An 18,916-nucleotide genomic window follows, 5' to 3' on the forward strand; every position below is an offset into this window, starting at 1 on the left:
CGGGCATACGACGTGGGCCGGACCCGGATGACGCCGACGTGTCGGGCACATCCGGTATGCCCACGTCGGGACCGATGGTGGACACGTTCGGTCGGACGACGCGTGATCTGCGGGTCTCGCTTACCGATCGCTGCAACCTGCGCTGCACCTACTGCATGCCGGCCGAGGGACTGGACTGGCTGCCCCGGTCGGACGTGCTCGACACCGCCGAGCTGGTGCGACTGATCGGGATCGCCGTCGGCGACCTGGGCGTGACCGCCATTCGCTTCACCGGCGGCGAACCCCTGCTGCGCAAGGATCTCCCCGAGATCATCGAGGCCGTTGCGCGTCTCGATCCGCGTCCCGAGATGGCCGTCACCACGAACGGGCTCGGACTGCGTCGCCACGCGTCCCGACTGGCCGCGGCCGGCCTCGACCGCGTCAACGTCTCCCTCGACACGCTCGATCGCGACCGGTTCGCCGCCATCACCCGCCGTGACCGCCTCGACGACGTGCTCGACGGGTTGGCGGCCGCGCGTGAGGCCGGACTGTCCCCGGTGAAGATCAACGCCGTCCTGAGCCCCGACGGCGGACTCGACGACGCTCCCGCGCTGCTGCGGATGTGCCTGGACAACGGCTATGCGTTGCGGATCATCGAGCAGATGCCCCTCGACGCCGGACACACCTGGTCACGGTCGGACATGATCACCGCCGACATGGTCCACGAGCGGCTCTCCCGCGAATTCGACCTCGACGCCGACCCGCGACCACGTGGTTCGGCCCCCGCAGAGACCTGGGTCGTACGGGGCCATCGGATGCCCGGACGCGACGGTGCGATGGTCGACGCCCGGGTGGGCATCATCGCCTCGGTGACGCGACCGTTCTGCGGCGATTGCGACCGGACCCGGCTCACCGCGGACGGCGCGCTGCGGACCTGCCTGTTCTCGACAACCGAGACCGATCTGCGCGGCCTCGTGCGCGGCGGTGCCGACGACGCCGAGATCGCGATGGCCTGGCGACGGGCCACCTGGGGCAAGCTACCCGGTCACGCGATCAACGACCCGTCCTTCCTACAGCCGACACGGCCGATGTCGGCCATCGGCGGCTGAGATGACCGTCGAGGCCACCACGAGTTCGGTGCTGCGCATCGAGGTCCGGTTCTTCGCCGCCGCCAAGGCCGCGGCGGGTCGCGCGACCGATGTCGTCGAACTCCCCCACGACGCCACCGTCGGCGATCTGGAGACCGCCCTCGGCACGGACAACCCCGACCTCGCGCGCGTCCTGCTCCGCTGTTCGTATCTGCGGGATTCGATGGCCGTCCGCGACCGCGACAGGGCGCTCGCACCGTGCTCGTTGGTCGAGGTCCTGCCGCCGTTCGCCGGCGGCTGATCACTCTTCTCTGCGACCGCGTTGCGCTCTGCGAAACTCGTATTCCCACCTGAGGACGTCATCCGTTCGGATGAGGTGTGGCGTTGGTCACATCACAGAAGGGTCACAGGGAGGACACGAACTTGCTGTCAGCCCCGTGGCCTGCGGGGACGCACGGGTACTCGCCGAGACCAGCTCGCGACACTTGAAATCCTTTGCGCGACGAACGTATGACACGTACGCGAGGACCACGTAGCGTCTGCGACGGCTGCACCTGCTGCCACACCCGAAACACAAACTCCCCGTCCTCCGCGCCAAACCTCGTTCCGTGGACAGGGTCACCGATCACGAATTCAGGAACGAGGACGGGGGACCCACATCTCCTTTCGAGAACCGGGATCCCGGCGAGTCATCGCCGAGATCCCTTGGGGTGAAGCTCCACCTGTGGAGCCGGGCAACCTCTCAGCCCGAACCCGACAGCTCACTTCGTAGGCGCGTGGAGAGAGGAATACCTGTATATGTCCGGACGTCATCGCAAGCCGACCTCCACCACCCGTACCGTCGCCCGCGTAGCGGTCACCTCCGCTGTCCTCGGCGGCGGCGCCAGCATGCTTCTGGGAGTCGGCAACGCAGCTGCAGCCACCGATTCCGAGTGGAGCCAGGTCGCTCAGTGTGAGTCAGGCGGCAACTGGGGTATCAACACCGGTAACGGCTACCAGGGCGGGCTGCAGTTCAGCCCCAGCACCTGGGCCGGCCACGGTGGTACCCAGTACGCCCCCTCGGCCAACCAGGCCACCAAGGAACAGCAGATCGCAGTGGCCGAGAAGGTCCTCGCGGGCCAGGGCAAGGGCGCATGGCCGGTGTGTGGCACCGGGCTCGGCGCACCGACCCCCCGCAGCACCACCCCGGTCGACCTGCCGAAGCTGCCGAGCGTGAAGGCACCGGAGCTCAAGACCCCGGAGGCACCGGCCGCTCAGTCCGAGGCCAACAAGAAGGTCGACGAGGCACTCGCCGAGCAGAAGGTCGACCCCGCGGTCACCGCGCTCTGGGAGCAGGCCAAGAAGAGCGGCGTTCAGCTCGACGACGGCCAGCTCGCGCTGTTCAACCAGTTCAAGGGACTGCTGCCCTGATCTGACGCACTGCGTCGATCACACAGACGAAGGACCCCGCACGAGGACATCTGTCCCGTGCGGGGTCCTTTTCCAATTCCCGGGCCGCCGAGCCTGAACACGCCCCGACCGTGCCGTAAACACCCGTCGATCGTGCCGTAATCACCCGTCGAGCGTGCCTAAGAGCTCCGCCCGGGCGACCAGCGCACGCTCGACGGGTCGTTTCGGCACGTTCGGCGGGGTGTTTCGGCCCGCTCGGCGGGAGGGCGTCAGGCCGAGCCGACCCATTCGTCGCTGCCGTCGGCGAAGATCTGGTGCTTCCAGACCGGTAGGGCGTCCTTGACCGCGTCGACCATCCGCGCGCACGTCGCGAACGCCGCACCGCGGTGATCGGCCGCGACGGCGACGACCAGAGCCGCGTCACCGATCTCCAGGTCGCCGACCCGATGCGACACCGCGACGGCGCGTACCCCCTCGGCGGTCGCGGCGACGTCGGCGACGACACGGGCGATGACCTCGCCTGCGCTCGGATGGGCGGTGTAGTGGAGCGCGCCCACGTCCCGACCGCCGTCGTGGTTGCGTACCGCGCCCACGAAGTCGACGACGGCTCCCGCGGCGCCCTCGGACGCCGCCTCGACCGCGGTCCGGTGCTCATCGACATCGAGCGGCGCCTCGGTGACCATTGCGCGCACCACGACGGCGCCCATCAGTGATCGCCGCCGGCGATCTGGTCGAGCGCGTGGGTGAGGACCGGCTCGATCACGGCCAGTCCGTCGCGGACCCCACCGGTCGACCCGGGGAGGTTGACGATCAGGGTTCGCCCGGCGAGACCCGCGACCCCGCGCGAGAGGATCGCCGTCGGCACGGCATCGGATCCGGCCGCGCGGACCGCGTCGGCGAGTCCGGGAATCTCGCGATCGATGACCCCGCGGGTCTGTTCGGGGGTTCCGTCGGTCGGACTCAGCCCGGTGCCCCCGGTCGTGATGATCAGCGACACCCCCGCAGCGACACCGTCGCGCAGCTGCGCCCCGACCTCGTCGCCGTCCGGGACCACCGAGACCGCGTCCACCGCGATGTCGTGCGCAACCAGCCAGTCGGCGATGACGGGTCCGGTGCGGTCCGGGTAGGTGCCCGCCGCGGCGCGCGTGGAGGCGACGACGACGCGGGCGGTGCGCCGGCTAGTCACGGGTCCAGTGTCCGTGCTTACCGCCGAACTTCTCGACCAGACGCACGTCGTCCATGCGGGCGCGCGGATCGAGGGCCTTGACCATGTCGTGCAGGGTGAGTCCGGCGACGGCGACCGCGGTGAGCGCCTCCATCTCGACCCCTGTGCGGTCGGTGGTCTGCGCGGTGGCGGTGACGGCGATGCTGTCGGCGGCGATGTCGAAATCGACGCTGACCGACGACAGTGCCACCTGATGGCACAGCGGGATCAGATCAGGTGTGTGTTTGGCGCCCATGATCGCGGCGACGCGGGCGGTGGCCAGCGCATCACCCTTGGCGAGGGTGCCGTCGGACAGGTGACCGACGACCTCGGCGGTCGTGCGGAACGTCCCCGCGGCGACGGCGGTCCGATGGGTCACCGACTTGCCTCCGACATCGACCATCCGGGCCGCGCCCGAGGGATCGATGTGTGTCAGACCGCCCGTCGACTCGCCGTCAGGGCTCGTCGACTCGGAGTCGGGCACCGATCAGCGGTTGACGTGGGTCTCGGGGTGCACGTACGAGAGGTGCTCGACGGGCAACGGGAACTCGACGTCCCCGAACGGGGAGAGCGCACCGGAGATGCTCGCCGCGAACTCCGACACCGCGTGCTCGTGATCACCGTCGTCCGACTGGGGCCAGCCGTTGTCGACATACCGCTTCTTTTCAGCCACGGGCTCATTCTGCCATGACCCCCATCTGGTCGGTGTCACAGCCAGATAAGATCGCTTCGATGAGTTCTGACGATCGTCCCGGCACGGGCGCCGGCCCCGAGCGTCACGTGGGTCTGGCCCAGGACCTGGCCGGTCGCACGGACGAGCAACTCGTCGAACTGCTCCTCGCCCGCCCCGACCTCGCGACTCCCCCACCGACGAGCACCGCGGTCCTCGCGCAGCGGGCGCTGGCCGGTCCGTCGATCAGCCTGGCCGCCGAAGACCTCGACCTGCTCGCCGCCGCGGTCATCGAGCAGGCGATCACGGCGACCACCGACGCCGCACACCGCACGATCCTCGCCCCGACGTCGGCGAAGGCCGTCCTCTCCGCACTTGCCGGCCGAGCCGACAAGGACGACATCCGCGAACGCATCGCGTTGCTGCGCAGCCGTGCACTGCTCTGGGGTCCAGATTCCGCCCTCGAGACCGGCTCGCACACCCCGAGTGCCCTCTCGACGAGGGCGATGCACCTGAACGGTCCGCTCTCGACGATGACGCTGGCCGAGATCGCCGACGTGCTGGCGGGACTCAGCGATCGGGAACGCGAACTCATCGAGACCCTCGCCACCGGTTCCGCGTTGGGGCGCACCCGCGACGCCGCGCCCGACGCCGACCCGGCCCGCCCTGTCCCGCACCTGATCTCACTCGGACTGCTCGCCCGGGTGGACGACCAGACCGTCGAGCTCCCACCGGTCCTCGGTCAGTTGCTGCGCGGCGAGAAGCCGGCCGAGCCGAACGACCTGCGCGCACCGGCGCTCGTCCCGGCCGACACGACCCGCAAGTTCAAGGCGGCCGACGTCGAGGCCGCGGCCGGCGGTGAGGCCCTCGAACTCCTGCGCCATCTCACCGACACCGTCGAGGTCCTCGGCCGGTCGCCGGCGCTCGTGCTGCGTGCAGGCGGGCTCGGGGTCCGCGAGATGCGACGACTGTCCAAGGCAACCGGAATCGACATCGTCCGGCAGGGTTTCGTGATCGAGCTGCTCGCGGGCGCCCGTCTGATCGACAACGGGTTCCCCGACCCGCCGATCGACAGCGGCGAGACCGCGTGGACGCCGACCGTGACCGCCGACCAGTGGCTGCACCAGCCGCCCGAACGTCGGTGGTACGCCATCGCCGACGCGTGGATGACGTTGCCGCGCCGGCCGTGGCAGATCGGCGAGGACAGCGCCGAGGGGTCGGCGATCCCGTCGTTGGCGGGTGACCTCTATGACGTGCAGGCCCCGGTCGAGCGCCGGATGTTGTTGAGCGCGTTGGCCACAGGTACCTCCGGCGTGTCGGTCGACGTCGACTCCCTGGCCCGTCTGATCGGCTGGCGACACCCGCGGTGGCAACGTCGGATGTCGCGACGACTCATCGACGCGACCCTCGAGGAGGCCCGGTCGCTCGGACTCGTCGCCCATGGCGCGCTCACCGCTGCGGGACGGGCCATCATCGCCGACCCGGCCACGCAGAACGGCGATCCGGAGAAGGCGGTGTCGACGGTGATGGGGCGCGCGTTGCCCGACCCGATCGACTTCTTCCTCACCCAGGCCGACCTGACCGTCACCGCACCCGGACCGTTGACACCGGAGCTCTCCGCCGAGCTGGCCCTGGTCGCCGACCTGGAATCCGGTGGTGCGGCGTCGGTCTACCGCGTCACCGATTCGACGGTGCGTCGCGCGTTGGACACCGGCCGCACCGGGACCGAGCTCACCGGCTTCTTCACCGCGCATTCGAAAACCCCGGTTCCCCAGTCACTCGAATACCTCATCGACGACGTCGCCCGCCGACACGGCCAACTCCGCGTCGGCGTCGCCTCGGCGTTCATCCGGTGCGAGGACCCCACGACGCTCGCGGCCGTTCTCGCCTCCCCGGTCGCGGAGACGCTCGCCCTGCGTGCGCTGGCCCCGACCGTCGCGATCTCCCAGGCCTCACTGAAGACGGTGCTCGACGAGCTCCGCGCGGCCGGGTTCGCCCCGGCCGGCGAGGACAGCTCCGGCGACCTCGTGGATCTGCGTGAGCGCGGCGCCCGGGTCCCGGCCCTGCGGGCGGTGCGCCGGTCGCCGCGCCGACCGGTCGCGAGCCCCGAGCAGATGACGACCGTGGTGTCCCGGATGCGCACCCAGGACGCCGCGGTCTCGGCCGTACCGTCGGGAGCGACGGGCAACTCCGTCCGCGCCGGCGGCGGCGAACCGGCGACGGCGCTGCTCCAGCTCGCGATGCGGGTGGGCCGCAAGGTCCGCATCGGTTACGTCGACGCGCACGGCTCGGCGAGCCGCCACATCGTCGTCCCACGTCTCGTCGGCGCAGGTCAGCTGATCGTCACCGAGGACGACGGCCTCTCCGACCAGCACTACGCCCTGCATCGGATCACCTCGGTGGAGCTGATCGAGGAGTAGCCGTCGGGGACGCGGCGACGCGGTGTCACAGAACCGTGGACAATGGACAGGTGACCGAAGGCCCACTGATCGTCCAGTCCGACAAGACCCTGCTCCTCGAGGTCGACCACCCGCGAGCCGCCGAGGCGCGTGCCGCCATCGCGCCGTTCGCCGAACTCGAGCGCGCCCCCGAACACGTGCACACCTACCGGGTGACGCCGCTCGCACTGTGGAATGCCCGTGCCGCGGGCCACGACGCCGAGCAGGTCGTCGACGCTCTGGTCAGCTTCTCCCGCTACGCCGTGCCGCAGCCCCTGCTGATGGACATCGTCGACACGATGGGACGCTTCGGCCGACTGCAGCTGGTCAAGAGCCCGGTACACGGACTGATCCTGGTCAGCTACGACCGCGCGGTGCTCGAGGAGGTGATGCGCCACAAGAAGATCGCGCCGATGCTGGGCGCGCGTATCGACGACGACACGATCATCGTCCACGCCTCCGAGCGTGGACACATCAAGCAGATCCTGCTCAAGATCGGCTGGCCCGCCGAGGACCTCGCGGGCTACGTCGACGGCGAGGCCCACCCGATCGAGTTGGCCGAGACCGACTGGGAGCTGCGCGATTACCAGCAGATGGCGGCCGACTCGTTCTGGGCCGGCGGTTCGGGCGTCGTCGTACTCCCCTGTGGTGCGGGCAAGACGATGGTCGGCGCCGCGGCGATGGCCAAAGCCGGTGCCACCACCCTGATCCTGGTGACCAACACCGTCGCCGGTCGGCAGTGGAAGCGCGAGTTGGTCGCGCGGACCTCGCTGACCGAGGAGGAGATCGGTGAGTACTCCGGTGAGCGCAAGGAGATTCGTCCGGTCACCATCGCCACCTATCAGGTGATGACGCGTCGCTCCAAGGGTGAGTACCGCAACCTCGAGCTGTTCGACTCCCGCGACTGGGGTCTGATCATCTACGACGAGGTCCACCTGCTGCCCGCACCCGTCTTCCGGATGACCGCCGACCTCCAGTCCCGTCGCCGCCTCGGCCTCACCGCGACGCTCGTGCGCGAGGACGGGCGCGAGGGTGACGTGTTCAGCCTCATCGGACCGAAGCGCTATGACGCGCCGTGGAAGGACATCGAGGCGCAGGGCTGGATCGCCCCGGCCGACTGCATCGAGGTCCGGGTCACCCTGACCGACGAGGAACGTCTGCAGTACGCCGTCGCCGAGCCGGAGGAGAAGTACAAGCTCTGCTCCACCGCCCACACCAAGGTCAACGTGGTGAGGTCCATCCTGGCTCGCCACGAGGGGTCGCCGACGCTGGTGATCGGCGCCTACATCGATCAGCTCGAGGAACTCGGGGAGGCGTTGGGCGCGCCGGTGATCCAGGGGTCGACGAAGAACAAGGACCGCGAGATCCTTTTCGAGCAGTTCCGCCGCGGCGAGGTCTCGACCCTCGTGGTGTCGAAGGTGGCGAACTTCTCGATCGACCTACCCGAGGCGTCTGTCGCGGTGCAGGTCTCGGGAACCTTCGGTTCCCGTCAGGAGGAGGCCCAGCGACTGGGCCGACTGCTGCGTCCGAAGAAGGACGGCGGACAAGCCCACTTCTACTCGGTGGTCTCCCGCGACACCCTCGACGCCGACTACGCCGCGCACCGTCAGCGTTTCCTCGCCGAGCAGGGCTACGCCTACCGGATCACCGACGCCGACGATCTGCTAGGGCCGGCGATCGGCTGATCCCCGGCGGATCAGGACGACGCGGGGGCCAGGCAATACGACACCGGTTCCGGCACCGGGAAGGCGAGGACCCGTCCCGTCGGGCAGAAGTTGGGTGACGTCGTAGACTGCTGGTCGAGGACCTTCACGATCACCTCCGTCGATCCGGACGGGGCGGAGCAGTCCGACTCCTTGACCCCGGACAGGGCCGCATCGTCCTGAGCGGGAAAGCTGTAGCACTTCCCCACCCGGAAATTCGGTGCGAGACACAGCTTCCCGAAGTCGGGGGACGTGATCTGCGCGAAGTTCTCCCCCGCGCACGGCAGTGATGTCACCGAGAACTTCTGGACCACCTTGAAGGTGAACGACGAGTCACTGCAGCTCGCCTGCTTGGGGGTGAGGGCGGCGTTCTCGCCCGAGACGGTGATGCAGTCGCCCACCGACACGTCCTTGTCGGTCGAGACGACATCGTCGGCGAGCACTGCTCGGGCCCCGGCCAGGATCAGTGCGATCGCGATGACCACACCGACGATGATCCAGACGATCCGCTTGCTCGACTTCCGCGGCGGGGGTGGTGGCGGGCCACCGAACGCCGGATAGGGGTTCGGACCGAAGCCACCGAGGCCGGGCGCCGGGTACCCGGCCGGTGGCGGACCGAAGCCGGGTGGCGGCGGACCGTAACCGGGTGGTGGGGCGTGACCCCCGGGCGGCGGGCCGTAGCCAGGCGGCGGTGGGCCGTATCCGGGAGGTGGTGGACCGTATCCCGGCGGCGGGTACTGCGGCCCGTTCTGATCTGGACGGTTCTCGGGCCCCACCATGGTCGCACTCCGCTCTCGTCGGCCGTTCGGCGTCGGCTCACGGTAGCGGACACAGCCGGTCACTGCGTGGGCAACACCTCGGCGCAGTAGCTCAGCGGCTTCGGCAGGTCGAACGCCAATGACTGCCCGGAGCACGATGACACATCGGTCGAGTCGGTGCGGTCGGTCACCCGCACCACCTCGGCACCGGATGACGGATCGGGCGACGAACAGTCGACGATCTTGAAGTCGGAGAACGAGCCGGTTGACGACGGGAACTGGTAGCACTTGCCGACCGTGAGATTCGGTACGAGGCAGAGCTTTCCCTTGTCTTTTTGTGTCAACGACGAGTACTTCCGGTCCTGGCACGAATCGGTGGTGTTCTCGAGTTTCTGGGCGACGATGAAGGTGAAGGCACTCGAGTCGCACGGCGTCGACTTCGGTTGCGCATCCCCCCTTTCCTCGGTGACCGAGATGCAGTCCCCGACGGACGCGTCGTCGATGTCGTTGATGTTGTCCCTGGTGGCGATCACCGCGACGACGATTATCGCGATAATCAGGACGATGATCACCCCGAGCGCGATGAACAGCAGCTTCTTGCGGGAGCGTTTCGGCGGCGCACCGTAGGCTCCCGGAACCCCGGTGGCGTAGGCAGGCATGCCGCCGGGTCCGCCCGGCGGCGGGAACTGTTGTCCACCCGGCGGCGGGTAGAACGGGGGTTGGCCACCCTGCGGCGGGAACTGTTGCCCGCTCACAGGCGGGTAGGACGGAGGTTGTCCACCCGGTGGCGGATACGACGGAGGCTGGCCACCCGGCGGCGGGTACTGCGGTGGTTGTCCACCCGGCGGCGGATATTGGGGGCCATCCTGCTGTGCGGGATCGTCGGGGGATGTCATCGGTGTTCTCCGCTCGCTCGGTAGGCGATACAACGCGCGAAGATTACCGCGCATATCGCCCATCGGCGACCGTTATCGCAGGTTGAGCGCGCGCACGATTCTCAGGCGGGGATGTCGGAGGCGGGCGCGTAGCAGTAGCCGACGGGCCGGGGCAGCGCGAACGACACCGAGGCCTCGGACTCGGCGCAGTCCGGGTCCGACGTTCCGTCGAGCCGTTTGGTGATCTCGAGGATCGGGTGGCCACTGCCCGAAGGCGGCGTCGCACAGCTCCGTTCGCGGTACGTGGCGTCCGGATCCGTCGCCCGGGGCACCTCGTAGCAGTGGCCCGCGCGCCAGTTCGGCGCCAGACAGAGGATGCCGCCGCCCTCGAACGAGATGCGCGAGTAGTCGTTGGTCGCGCAACGGACTCCGGACTGCGACGACCTGGACGCGACATAGAACGTGAAATCGTCGGAATCGCAGTCGGCCGTCCGCGCTTTCACCGTCCCCTCGCCCGTGGTGGTGACGCGGACGCAGTCTCCGGCCGACACATCGGTGGCGTCGGTCACCAGGGTGCGCGCGGTGAGGGCGAAGACGACGGCGATGGCCACGGCGAGCGCGACGATGACGGCCAGCGCGACGAGCGGAGCCCGGAACGGGTGGCTCCGCCTCGGGGGCAACGGCGCGCCCGGAGGCGGGCCGTACGGGTACGGATTCGGCGGTGAGGTCATCGGATTCGACAGTATCGAAAGACCGGCAACGACGCCCCGGGCGGTCCCGTCGATGTGACAACCTGTGATCCATGCGCACCGTCACGCGACTGGCTCCGTTCGCCACCACGATCTTCGCCGAGATGTCCCAGCTGGCCGCCACCCACGACGCCATCAACCTCGGTCAGGGGTTCCCCGACACCGACGGACCGCAGGCGATGCTCGACGCGGCACGGGGCGCCATCGCCGAGGGCCACAACCAGTACCCGCCCGGTCCCGGCATCCCCGCGCTGAGGCAGGCCGTGGCCGACCACCAACTGCGCTGCTACGGACTCGAATACGATCCGGCCTCCGAGATCCTCATCACCGTGGGCGCGACCGAGGCGATCGCCGGATCGCTCGTCGGGTTGGTCGAGGCCGGTGACGAGGTGGTGATGATCGAGCCGTACTACGACGCCTACGCCGCCGCGACCGCGATGGCCGGCGGCGTCCGACGCACGGTTCCGCTCGTCGCCGACGGCGACGGGTTCGTCCTCGACCGCGACGCGCTGGCGAACGCGATCACCGACGCCACGCGTGTGCTCATCGTCAACAGCCCGCACAACCCGACCGGCACGGTGCTCGGCGACGACGACCTGGGTGCCATCGCCCGGGCCTGCATCGATCACGACGTCATCGTCATCAGCGACGAGGTCTACGAGCACCTCGTCTTCGACGGCCGCGCCCACACGACGATCGCCGCACTCCCCGGGATGCGCGAGCGCACGCTGCGGATCTCCAGTGCCGCGAAGACGTTCAACGTGACCGGCTGGAAAGTCGGGTGGGTCAGCGGGCCCGCCGATCTCGTCGCGGCCGCCCGCACGGCCAAGCAGTTCATGTCCTACGTCGGCAGCGGACCGTTCCAACCGGCCATCGCCGTCGCCCTGAACACCGAGATGGACTGGGTGCGCGAGTCCTGTGCCTCGCTGTCGGCCAAGCGCGACCTGATCTCCGGCGCCCTGCGCGACGCGGGCTTCGGAGTGCACCGCACGGAGGGCACGTTCTTCGTCTGCGCCGATCCCCGACCGCTCGGATACACCGACGGGGAGCAGTTCTGCCGTGACCTGCCCGCACGGGTCGGCGTGGCCGCGGTCCCGGTCAGCGCCTTCGTCGACCACCCCGAACCGTGGGCACACCTGGTCCGGTTCGCCTTCGCCAAACGCGACGAGGTCCTGCTCGAGGGCGTCGAGCGACTGCGACGCCTCCAGCCCTGACCCGCGTCGGCCCTGCCGCGGACCGTCGAACCTGCTCGCACAGGTGTTCGATCATCGCTACAGTGGGGAGATGAACGCGGTCGGCCTGCAGGGATCTCTGTTCGACGAGGGTGTCGAGGCACCTGACCTCGGCGAGCTGGGTCCGCGTGTCCGACGCCGCGTGCTGACCGACGGCGCCTGGGTCGACATCCGACCCGGTTGGATCGCCGGGACCGATCCACTGTTCTCCCACCTGCGCGACGAGGTGCCCTGGCGCTCGGAACGCCGTCAGATGTACGACCGGGTGGTCGACGTCCCCCGCCTGGTCCGCAACTATCAGGCCGACGCGGCGTTCCCCCACCCGATCCTGACCGAGGCGCGCGACGCCCTCAGCGCCCACTACCGACCCGAGCTGCCCGAGGGCTTCGCGACCGCCGGTCTCTGCTTCTATCGGGACGGTTCCGACAGCGTCGCGTGGCACGGTGACAACATCGGTCGCGGCAGCACCGAGGACACCATGGTGGCCATCGTCTCGCTCGGCGCTCCACGCGCGCTGATGCTGCGTCCGCGCGGCGGCGGCGCGTCACTCAAATTCGTTCTCGCGCAGGGCGATCTGCTCGTCATGGGTGGGAGTTGCCAGCGAACATGGGAACACGCGGTACCAAAAGCCGCAGGCGTCGGACCGCGCATGAGTGTGCAATTCCGACCCCACGGGGTCTGGTGACCGGTCGGTCTCAGATGTCGTAGGAGACGCCGGTCAGTTTCTCCGACGCGAGCCAGAGCGCCTGTGCGACACCCTCGTCGCGGGCCTTGGGCATCGCCTTCGTCAGAGTCGGTGCTCCGCGAAGACCGCCCAGCCCGCTAGGACCGTAGAACGCACCCGATGCCGCGTCCGGCGAGGCGGCCGCATACAACTCCGGCAGCGCGCCGTCAGCCGCCGACTGTCCGATGAGGTTGGTGACCTTCATGATCCGGTCGTAGATCGACTGCGTGTGCGACTGCAGTTCCGTGCGCGCATATCCGGGGTGGGCGACCATCGACGACACGGCTGATCCGGACCGACCCAGCTTGCGGGCGAGTTCGAAGCCGAACAGCAGGTTCGCGAGCTTGGACTGGCCGTAGGCCGACCAGCGCTCGTAGCGGCGGTGGTCGTAGTTGAGGTCGTCGAGATCGATCTTGCCGAGCACGTGGGCGAACGACGACACGGTGACCACGCGGTCGGTGATCTTCGGCAGCAGCAGACCGGTGAGCGCGAAATGCCCCAGGTGGTTCGTCCCGAACTGCATCTCGAATCCGTCGGCGGTCCGCTTCTTCGGCACCGCCATCACACCGGCGTTGTTGATGAGAACGTCGACGGTGTCGATGCCGTCGGCGAATCGGCGGACCGACGCGAGGTCGGCCAGGTCCAGCTCGGCCACCGATGCATTCGACCCGATGGCCGCCGCCACCGGTTTTGCCTTCTCGACGGTGCGGCACGCCAGGATCACCGTCGCGCCCGCGGCCCCGAGAGCCTTCGCCGCCTGCTCACCGAGCCCACTGTTGGCGCCGGTGATGACCACGGTGCGGCCCTGCTGATCCGGGATGTCCCTACTCGACCAATTCGTCACCGCAACGATGCTACGCGGGCTGTGGGGCGGACCCGGTACCGTTTGCCCATGCCCGCCAGCCCGACGTTCGACGATGTCGCCGCGGCCGCCGACACCCTCGACGGTGTCGCGCACCGCACCCCGGTCCACACGTCGCGGATCGTCGACGAGCAGGCCGGCATGTCGCTGTTCTTCAAGTGCGAGAACTTCCAACGCATGGGCGCGTTCAAGTTTCGCGGCGCATACAACGCGGTGAGCAGGCTGACCGCAGAGCAACGCCGGGCCGGGGTGGTGACCTTTTCCTCCGGCAATCACGCCCAGGCACTGTCGCTGGCGGCTCGCCTGCACGACACCACCGCGACCATCGTCATGCCGCACGACGCGCCGCGGCCGAAGGTCGAGGCGACACTCGGATACGGCGCGACGGTGGTGCGCTACGACCGTTACACCGAGGACCGCGAGGCCATCGCCACCGACATCGCGCAGTCGCAGGGCCGGTCGGTTATCCCGCCCTACGACCATCCCCACGTACTGGCCGGGCAGGGCACCGCGGCGGCCGAGTTGTTCACCGACGTACCCGGTCTCGACGCACTCCTGGTCCCACTCGGCGGCGGCGGGCTGCTCAGCGGGTCACTGCTCGCCGGTGTGGGCCTGTCCCCCGACACCCAGGTGTTCGGGGTGGAGCCGGCGGCCGGCGACGACGGGGCGCAGTCGCTGCGGGCCGGCGAGATCGTCCACATCGATCCTCCGCGGACAATCGCCGATGGCGCCCAGACCACCCACCTCGGTCGGCATACCTTTCCAATCATCGCCGAGCTCGTCACCGACATCCTCACCGCCACCGACGAACAGCTGATCGCGGCGATGCACCTGGTGGCCACGCGGATGAAACTGGTGATCGAGCCGACGGCGGCGCTCGGGCTCGCCGCGGCCATGGCGAACCGGGACCGCTTCGCCGGTCAGCGGGTGGGGCTGCTCGTCTCGGGCGGCAACGTCGACCTCACTCGGTTCGTCTCCCCCACACCTTGATCTGATCCGTCGCGGATCGATCAGCCGCGACGGCCCTTCAGCATGGCCAACGGCAGGCGGATCAATCCGTCGACGATGTCGGAAAGACTCGACGCGTCGGCCTCCTCGTCGTCGTCGTCGACAGGGGCGAACAGTTCGGTCTGCGCCGCGCGGCCCCGCAGCGCGACGCTACCCAGCGAGACCCAGTTCCAGACCTCCGCGTACTCATCGGCACCGGACTCGAGCTCGCCGGCCTCGGAGTACTCGAGATCGGTGTCGTCGAGATCGGTGTCGTGGCCCCACGCGGACTGCTCACGGTCATCGATGTCGTCGTCGCTGACGGTGCTCGCCGCGATCGCCGCCCCACTGGCCAGGACATTGGAGCGTGCGGTCTTGGCGATCTCGGCCAGGCGCGCGCATTCGTTGACCGGGTCGCCGATGACCGTGTACTCGTATCGGGTCTCGGCACCGATGTTGCCAGCGAAGACGGCTCCGGCCGAGGTACCGATGCCGCAGCGCAGCGGGTGCAGCGCCTCGAGTTCGGGTCCCAGCTCGCGGGCGGCCCGCAACGCCGCTCCTGCGGGATCGTCAAGCGGGGTGGGGGCGCCGAACACGGCCAGTGCGGCGTCACCCTCGAACTTGTTGATGAAGCCGCCGTGGCGGGCCACCACCTCGGCGACGATCGTGAAGAAGCGGTTCAGCATCTCGGCGACGGTCTCGGGATCGGTCGACTCGGCGAAGCGGGTGGAGCCCTCGATGTCGACGAACAGGACCCCGACGTCGGTTTTCACGCCGTGCATGCCGGACTCGCGACGCATGGCCTGGTCGGCGACCTCGCTGCCGACGTGCCGGGCGAACAGGTCCCGCATCCGCTCACGCTCGCCGAGACCGTCGACCATCTCGTTGAAGCCGTGCTGCAGGATGCCGAGCTCGGAGGAGTCGTAGACGTCGACCTTCGCGCCGTATTCGCCGACGCTGAGCTTCTCCACCGCGCGCCGCATCCCGCGCAGCGGATCGGTGATCGACTTGGATATCAGCGCGATGGCGCGGGCGCCGCTGAGCAGGCACACCGACGCCAGCACGACCGTGGGGATATCCAGAGCTGTGCTGCTCGTGGGCACCCAGCCGATGGCGCGCCCGATGTTCATCATCAGCATGCCGATCAGCGGCACACCGCTGCAGACGATCCAGAGGACGATCATCCGCTCGCGGACCCCGAGCATCGGCCGACGAGGTGGGGCATCGCGCATCGCGGCGGCGACCACGGGACGCCCGGCACGCTCGAGGATCATGTAGGTGACGCAACCCGACGACGCGCCGGCGAGCGTGAACGCGCTGAACACGACGATGAGCTTGATCAGTCCGACGTCGTACCCGATAGCGATGTAGGTGAGGACGCCCGCGGCCCATCCGAAGGCGGTCGCGAGAACGCCGAGCATCGGCAGCTTCTGCACGGATCGTCGACGGTCGGTGTCGGCGGGGGTGCCGCTCACGAACCACCGAATCTGCGGCATCAGCAGGAACAGGCCGGCGATCAGATCGACGACGACCCCGACGAGCAGGGCGGCGATGATCGCGGCGATGTTCTGGCCACCGGTACCGGGCTGGGCGACGAGGTCGCCGCCGGTGGTCACCAACGCGACCAGGAACACCGTCTCGATGCCGACGATCACGTTGGTCAGGACGATGCCGACGGTGGCCACCGTGATCAGGCGCCGCGCGGCCGATTGACGCTCGGCGACGTCGATGGTCGACCAATCCCGACCGGCGTACTGATAGTCACCCGCAACCGACTGCAGGAGATCGAATCCGGGCAGACGTGAGGGACGGAGCAGGCGCTCACGCGGAGTCCTGCCCCCGAACTTCCGCACGTTTGCGGTTGCCCGTCGATTCATGTCGGTCACCCGCAATCCCCTGATCGGCGGCGTCGCGTTCGCCGTGACGGCGCATTCGAATGACACCCCGTGGGCTGCTAACGCAATACCTGTTGCGCAAATGCTACATAACGCAACACCACTTGCGTTAGGCTCGGCCGCGTGACCAGCCCTCCCACGTCCCACAAACGCGGGAAAGCCGTCCGTGACGGGGTTCTCGCCGCGGCGGTGAATGAGCTGCTCAACACAGGTTTCGACGGTGTGACGATCGCCTCGGTGGCCGAGTCCGCCGGCGTACATGTGACATCCGTCTACCGACGGTGGAAAACCAAGGAACAGCTCATCACCGACGCCTTGCTGAACCACATCGACCCTGCCGTCGAGGTCCCCGACACCGGCGATCTCCGACGCGACCTCGTAGAGCTGACGAGCAATCTGCACGAGTCGCTGTCCTCGCCACAGAGCAAGGCGATGCTGCGGTTGGCGAGCATGCCGTTGGAGATCGACCGGCTCGAGGAGGCCCGCAGGCGGGTTCTCGACGCTCGGATGGACGCCATGGGCGTTGTTCTCGACCGGGCGGCGGAGCGCGGCGAGATCGACGCCGCGGTCGACCGGCGTCTGGCCCTGGAGTTCCTGCACGCGCCGATCTACACGCGCGTGCTGCTGACGCGAGATCAGGTCGACGAGGCCTACATCGGCGGCCTCGTCGACCTGTTGCTCGACGGCGTACGCGCGCGTTGACGCATCGGGTCAGCGTCGCGCCCAGAACTGGCTGAGGGCAACGCGATACGCCTCTTCCTGCATGCACCTACGGTTCTCGCGACGCAGGCGAGCCTGCTCACGCCGCGCTGCCGCCGATTCGATCGGAGTGTCCCGCCTGCGTCGCATACGCGTCAGCGAGGCTCCGACCCCCAGGGTCCAGGTGATGGTCGAGGTGGTCATGGCTTTCCTCCAATCGGTGAGTGTGCGAACTGCTTTCACCGATGAAGGTAGAGACTCGACCCTCGATCTGTCGCCTGATTTATTGCCCTGGAAAACAATTGGCGCGGCCACCCTCGCGAATGCAAGGATGGCCGCGCCAGAGTGCGCCTGGGGGTAAAGATCAGGCCTTGTTCGCCTCGATCTCGAGGACGATCTTGATCTTGTCGCCGACGACGGTTCCACCGGTCTCCAGCGGCATGTCGATGTCGATGCCGAAGTCCTTGCGGTTCAGCTCGATCGAGGCCTCGAAGCCCGCGACCTCGCCCTGGCCCATGCCCGGGTTCACGCCGTTGAACTCGAGGTCGAGATCGACGGTCTTGGTGACGCCCTTGAGGGTGAAGTCACCGGTCAGGATGTAGTCGCCACCCTTCTTCGCAACCGACTTCGAGGTGAAGGTCGCGGTGGGGTGCTTCTCGGCGTCGAAGAAGTCGCCCGACTTGATGTGGCCGTCGCGCTGCTCGTTGTTGGTGTTGATCGACGTGACGTCGATCTCCGCGGTCACCGACGGGGTGCCGTCCTCGGCGATGGTGATCGCGCCCGAGAAGGTGTCGAAGGTCCCGCGGACCTTGCTCACCATGAGGTGGCGGACGGAGAACGAGATCGCGGAGTGCACCGGATCGATGGTCCAGGTGCCTGCGGACAGTTCGGTGGTGGTGATGGTGTCGGACATGGGGTTCTCCTACGGGTCTGGCGGGCGAACCGGGACGGTTCGTGGTGCTTACCCCTCATCTAACCGGACCACGGTCCGATTGTATTCCGGCCCCCGGCAAATTCTCGAAAAACTTTCGTCTGCTCTGGTCAGCGCCACGCGAAGACGGGCTGCTCGAGCTCGTCGACCCGGGTGTGGCGGCCGCGCAGAACCACCTCGGCGAATTGGTAGATGACCGCCGCGGTCGGGGCGTGGACCAGGGACCCGACAATCGGGAGCTGGATCACCGGGCGCGGTGACTCGGGGATGGAGATGAACCGCGGGGTGACCGCGACCTCCTGCATCGGGACGAAGAACAGGTGCTCGACCTCGTCACGACTCGGTGTGGTGTCGCGATCGGCGCCGGCCCAGCAGACGATCGGGGTGATGACGTACCCCGACCGGGTCGGATAGTCGTCGAGGCGACCGAGGACCTCCGAGCGGTCCACCGCGACGCCGATCTCCTCGTGCAGTTCACGCAGGGCCGCGGTCTCGACATCTTCGCCGGAGTCGAGCCGCCCACCGGGCAGCGCGAACTGGCCCGGGTGCTCCCGCATCTTCGACGGGCGCTTGGTGAGCCAGATGCCGTAGGTCCCCTTCGCCGAGGTCACCGCGACCGCGACGGCCGCACGTCGGGAGTCGCCGAGGGCCGCGTCGGTGGGCGTGAACCCCTCGAGCCGCGCGGTGATCTGCGCGCGGATGCCGGCATCGTCGGCGGTCAGGTCGATCATCG

20 protein-coding genes and 1 riboswitch are annotated in these 18,916 nt (G+C 68.6%); of the genes, 9 read left to right on the forward strand and 11 right to left on the reverse strand.

What is annotated here, in order from left to right; genetic code table 11:
- Window positions 1-56: 56 nt before the first annotated feature.
- The 3 genes from moaA (at window position 57) to IEV93_RS17455 (ending at window position 2,477) form a co-directional block, all read left to right on the forward strand.
- Window positions 57-1,088 carry a GTP 3',8-cyclase MoaA gene (gene moaA / locus IEV93_RS17445; protein ID WP_229705324.1) on the forward strand — a complete coding sequence of 344 codons (1,032 nt, stop codon included), beginning with the start codon at window positions 57-59 and terminating at the stop codon, window positions 1,086-1,088.
- 31 nt (window positions 1,089-1,119) lie between these two features.
- Window positions 1,120-1,368 carry a MoaD/ThiS family protein gene (locus IEV93_RS17450; RefSeq protein WP_188491746.1) on the forward strand — a complete coding sequence of 83 codons (249 nt, stop codon included), beginning with the start codon at window positions 1,120-1,122 and terminating at the stop codon, window positions 1,366-1,368.
- Between the two features lie 308 nt (window positions 1,369-1,676).
- A riboswitch (cyclic di-AMP (ydaO/yuaA leader) is annotated at window positions 1,677-1,858 on the forward strand.
- A 7-nt stretch (window positions 1,859-1,865) separates the two neighbouring features.
- Window positions 1,866-2,477 (forward strand): transglycosylase family protein, encoded by a 612-nt coding sequence (locus IEV93_RS17455; RefSeq protein ID WP_188491205.1) that lies wholly within the window; start codon window positions 1,866-1,868, stop codon window positions 2,475-2,477.
- A gap of 248 nt (window positions 2,478-2,725) precedes the next feature.
- Here the strand turns inward: IEV93_RS17455 and IEV93_RS17460 are convergent, their stop codons facing one another.
- The 4 genes from IEV93_RS17460 to IEV93_RS17475 are packed head-to-tail and all read right to left on the reverse strand — an operon-like array spanning window position 2,726 to window position 4,333.
- Window positions 2,726-3,163: a molybdenum cofactor biosynthesis protein MoaE gene (locus tag IEV93_RS17460; protein ID WP_188491206.1), complete on the reverse strand. Its 438-nt coding sequence runs from the start codon at window positions 3,161-3,163 to the stop codon at window positions 2,726-2,728.
- Window positions 3,163-3,642 carry a MogA/MoaB family molybdenum cofactor biosynthesis protein gene (locus IEV93_RS17465; protein ID WP_188491207.1) on the reverse strand — a complete coding sequence of 160 codons (480 nt, stop codon included), beginning with the start codon at window positions 3,640-3,642 and terminating at the stop codon, window positions 3,163-3,165. Before IEV93_RS17465 ends, IEV93_RS17460 begins: the two co-directional genes overlap by 1 nt.
- Window positions 3,635-4,144: a cyclic pyranopterin monophosphate synthase MoaC gene (gene moaC, locus IEV93_RS17470; RefSeq protein ID WP_268237507.1), complete on the reverse strand. Its 510-nt coding sequence runs from the start codon at window positions 4,142-4,144 to the stop codon at window positions 3,635-3,637. Before moaC ends, IEV93_RS17465 begins: the two co-directional genes overlap by 8 nt.
- Window positions 4,145-4,147: 3 nt before the next feature.
- A complete protein-coding gene (locus IEV93_RS17475) occupies window positions 4,148-4,333 on the reverse strand; it encodes a hypothetical protein (RefSeq protein ID WP_229705272.1) in 186 nt (61 codons plus the stop codon).
- A 59-nt stretch (window positions 4,334-4,392) separates the two neighbouring features.
- On the opposite strand from IEV93_RS17475, the gene IEV93_RS17480 reads away from it, so the two are divergent.
- Together IEV93_RS17480 and IEV93_RS17485 are read left to right on the forward strand one after the other, a co-directional pair.
- Entirely contained in the window at window positions 4,393-6,750 is a 2,358-nt protein-coding gene (locus IEV93_RS17480) for a helicase-associated domain-containing protein (RefSeq protein WP_188491209.1), read from the forward strand.
- A 50-nt stretch (window positions 6,751-6,800) separates the two neighbouring features.
- A complete protein-coding gene (locus tag IEV93_RS17485) occupies window positions 6,801-8,453 on the forward strand; it encodes a DNA repair helicase XPB (protein WP_188491210.1) in 1,653 nt (550 codons plus the stop codon).
- A gap of 11 nt (window positions 8,454-8,464) precedes the next feature.
- Here the strand turns inward: IEV93_RS17485 and IEV93_RS17490 are convergent, their stop codons facing one another.
- The 3 genes from IEV93_RS17490 to IEV93_RS17500 all read right to left on the reverse strand — a co-directional run bounded on the left by IEV93_RS17490 (window position 8,465) and on the right by IEV93_RS17500 (window position 10,835).
- The gene (locus IEV93_RS17490) at window positions 8,465-9,250 is read right to left on the reverse strand and encodes an LppU/SCO3897 family protein (RefSeq protein WP_188491211.1); all 786 of its coding nucleotides are present in this window, start codon (window positions 9,248-9,250) and stop codon (window positions 8,465-8,467) included.
- Between the two features lie 59 nt (window positions 9,251-9,309).
- On the reverse strand, window positions 9,310-10,125 hold the full coding sequence (locus IEV93_RS17495; protein ID WP_188491212.1) for an LppU/SCO3897 family protein: 816 nt from the start codon (window positions 10,123-10,125) through the stop codon (window positions 9,310-9,312).
- 101 nt (window positions 10,126-10,226) lie between these two features.
- Window positions 10,227-10,835 (reverse strand): LppU/SCO3897 family protein, encoded by a 609-nt coding sequence (locus IEV93_RS17500; protein ID WP_188491213.1) that lies wholly within the window; start codon window positions 10,833-10,835, stop codon window positions 10,227-10,229.
- A 71-nt stretch (window positions 10,836-10,906) separates the two neighbouring features.
- On the opposite strand from IEV93_RS17500, the gene IEV93_RS17505 reads away from it, so the two are divergent.
- Entirely contained in the window at window positions 10,907-12,067 is a 1,161-nt protein-coding gene (locus tag IEV93_RS17505; RefSeq protein WP_188491214.1) for a pyridoxal phosphate-dependent aminotransferase, read from the forward strand.
- 70 nt (window positions 12,068-12,137) lie between these two features.
- On the forward strand, window positions 12,138-12,770 hold the full coding sequence (locus IEV93_RS17510; protein ID WP_188491215.1) for an alpha-ketoglutarate-dependent dioxygenase AlkB: 633 nt from the start codon (window positions 12,138-12,140) through the stop codon (window positions 12,768-12,770).
- 10 nt (window positions 12,771-12,780) lie between these two features.
- Here the strand turns inward: IEV93_RS17510 and IEV93_RS17515 are convergent, their stop codons facing one another.
- On the reverse strand, window positions 12,781-13,653 hold the full coding sequence (locus tag IEV93_RS17515) for an oxidoreductase (protein WP_188491216.1): 873 nt from the start codon (window positions 13,651-13,653) through the stop codon (window positions 12,781-12,783).
- Window positions 13,654-13,701: 48 nt separating this feature from the next.
- On the opposite strand from IEV93_RS17515, the gene IEV93_RS17520 reads away from it, so the two are divergent.
- The gene (locus IEV93_RS17520) at window positions 13,702-14,661 is read left to right on the forward strand and encodes a threo-3-hydroxy-L-aspartate ammonia-lyase (protein ID WP_188491217.1); all 960 of its coding nucleotides are present in this window, start codon (window positions 13,702-13,704) and stop codon (window positions 14,659-14,661) included.
- Window positions 14,662-14,681: 20 nt separating this feature from the next.
- Here the strand turns inward: IEV93_RS17520 and IEV93_RS17525 are convergent, their stop codons facing one another.
- Window positions 14,682-16,535: an adenylate/guanylate cyclase domain-containing protein gene (locus tag IEV93_RS17525; protein WP_188491750.1), complete on the reverse strand. Its 1,854-nt coding sequence runs from the start codon at window positions 16,533-16,535 to the stop codon at window positions 14,682-14,684.
- Between the two features lie 141 nt (window positions 16,536-16,676).
- On the opposite strand from IEV93_RS17525, the gene IEV93_RS17530 reads away from it, so the two are divergent.
- Window positions 16,677-17,255 (forward strand): TetR/AcrR family transcriptional regulator, encoded by a 579-nt coding sequence (locus IEV93_RS17530; protein WP_188491218.1) that lies wholly within the window; start codon window positions 16,677-16,679, stop codon window positions 17,253-17,255.
- A gap of 361 nt (window positions 17,256-17,616) precedes the next feature.
- On the opposite strand, the gene IEV93_RS17535 is transcribed toward IEV93_RS17530, so the two are convergent.
- Both IEV93_RS17535 and IEV93_RS17540 read right to left on the reverse strand, forming a co-directional pair.
- Window positions 17,617-18,165, reverse strand: a complete 549-nt coding sequence (locus IEV93_RS17535) for a YceI family protein (protein WP_188491219.1) — start codon at window positions 18,163-18,165, stop codon at window positions 17,617-17,619.
- Window positions 18,166-18,293: 128 nt separating this feature from the next.
- Window positions 18,294-18,914, reverse strand: coding sequence for an NUDIX hydrolase (locus tag IEV93_RS17540; protein WP_188491220.1), 621 nt, complete (start codon window positions 18,912-18,914; stop codon window positions 18,294-18,296).
- Window positions 18,915-18,916 lie beyond the last annotated feature (2 nt).

The sequence above is a fragment of the Williamsia phyllosphaerae genome, assembly GCF_014635305.1.
In the GTDB taxonomy this organism is placed as follows: domain Bacteria; phylum Actinomycetota; class Actinomycetes; order Mycobacteriales; family Mycobacteriaceae; genus Williamsia_A; species Williamsia_A phyllosphaerae.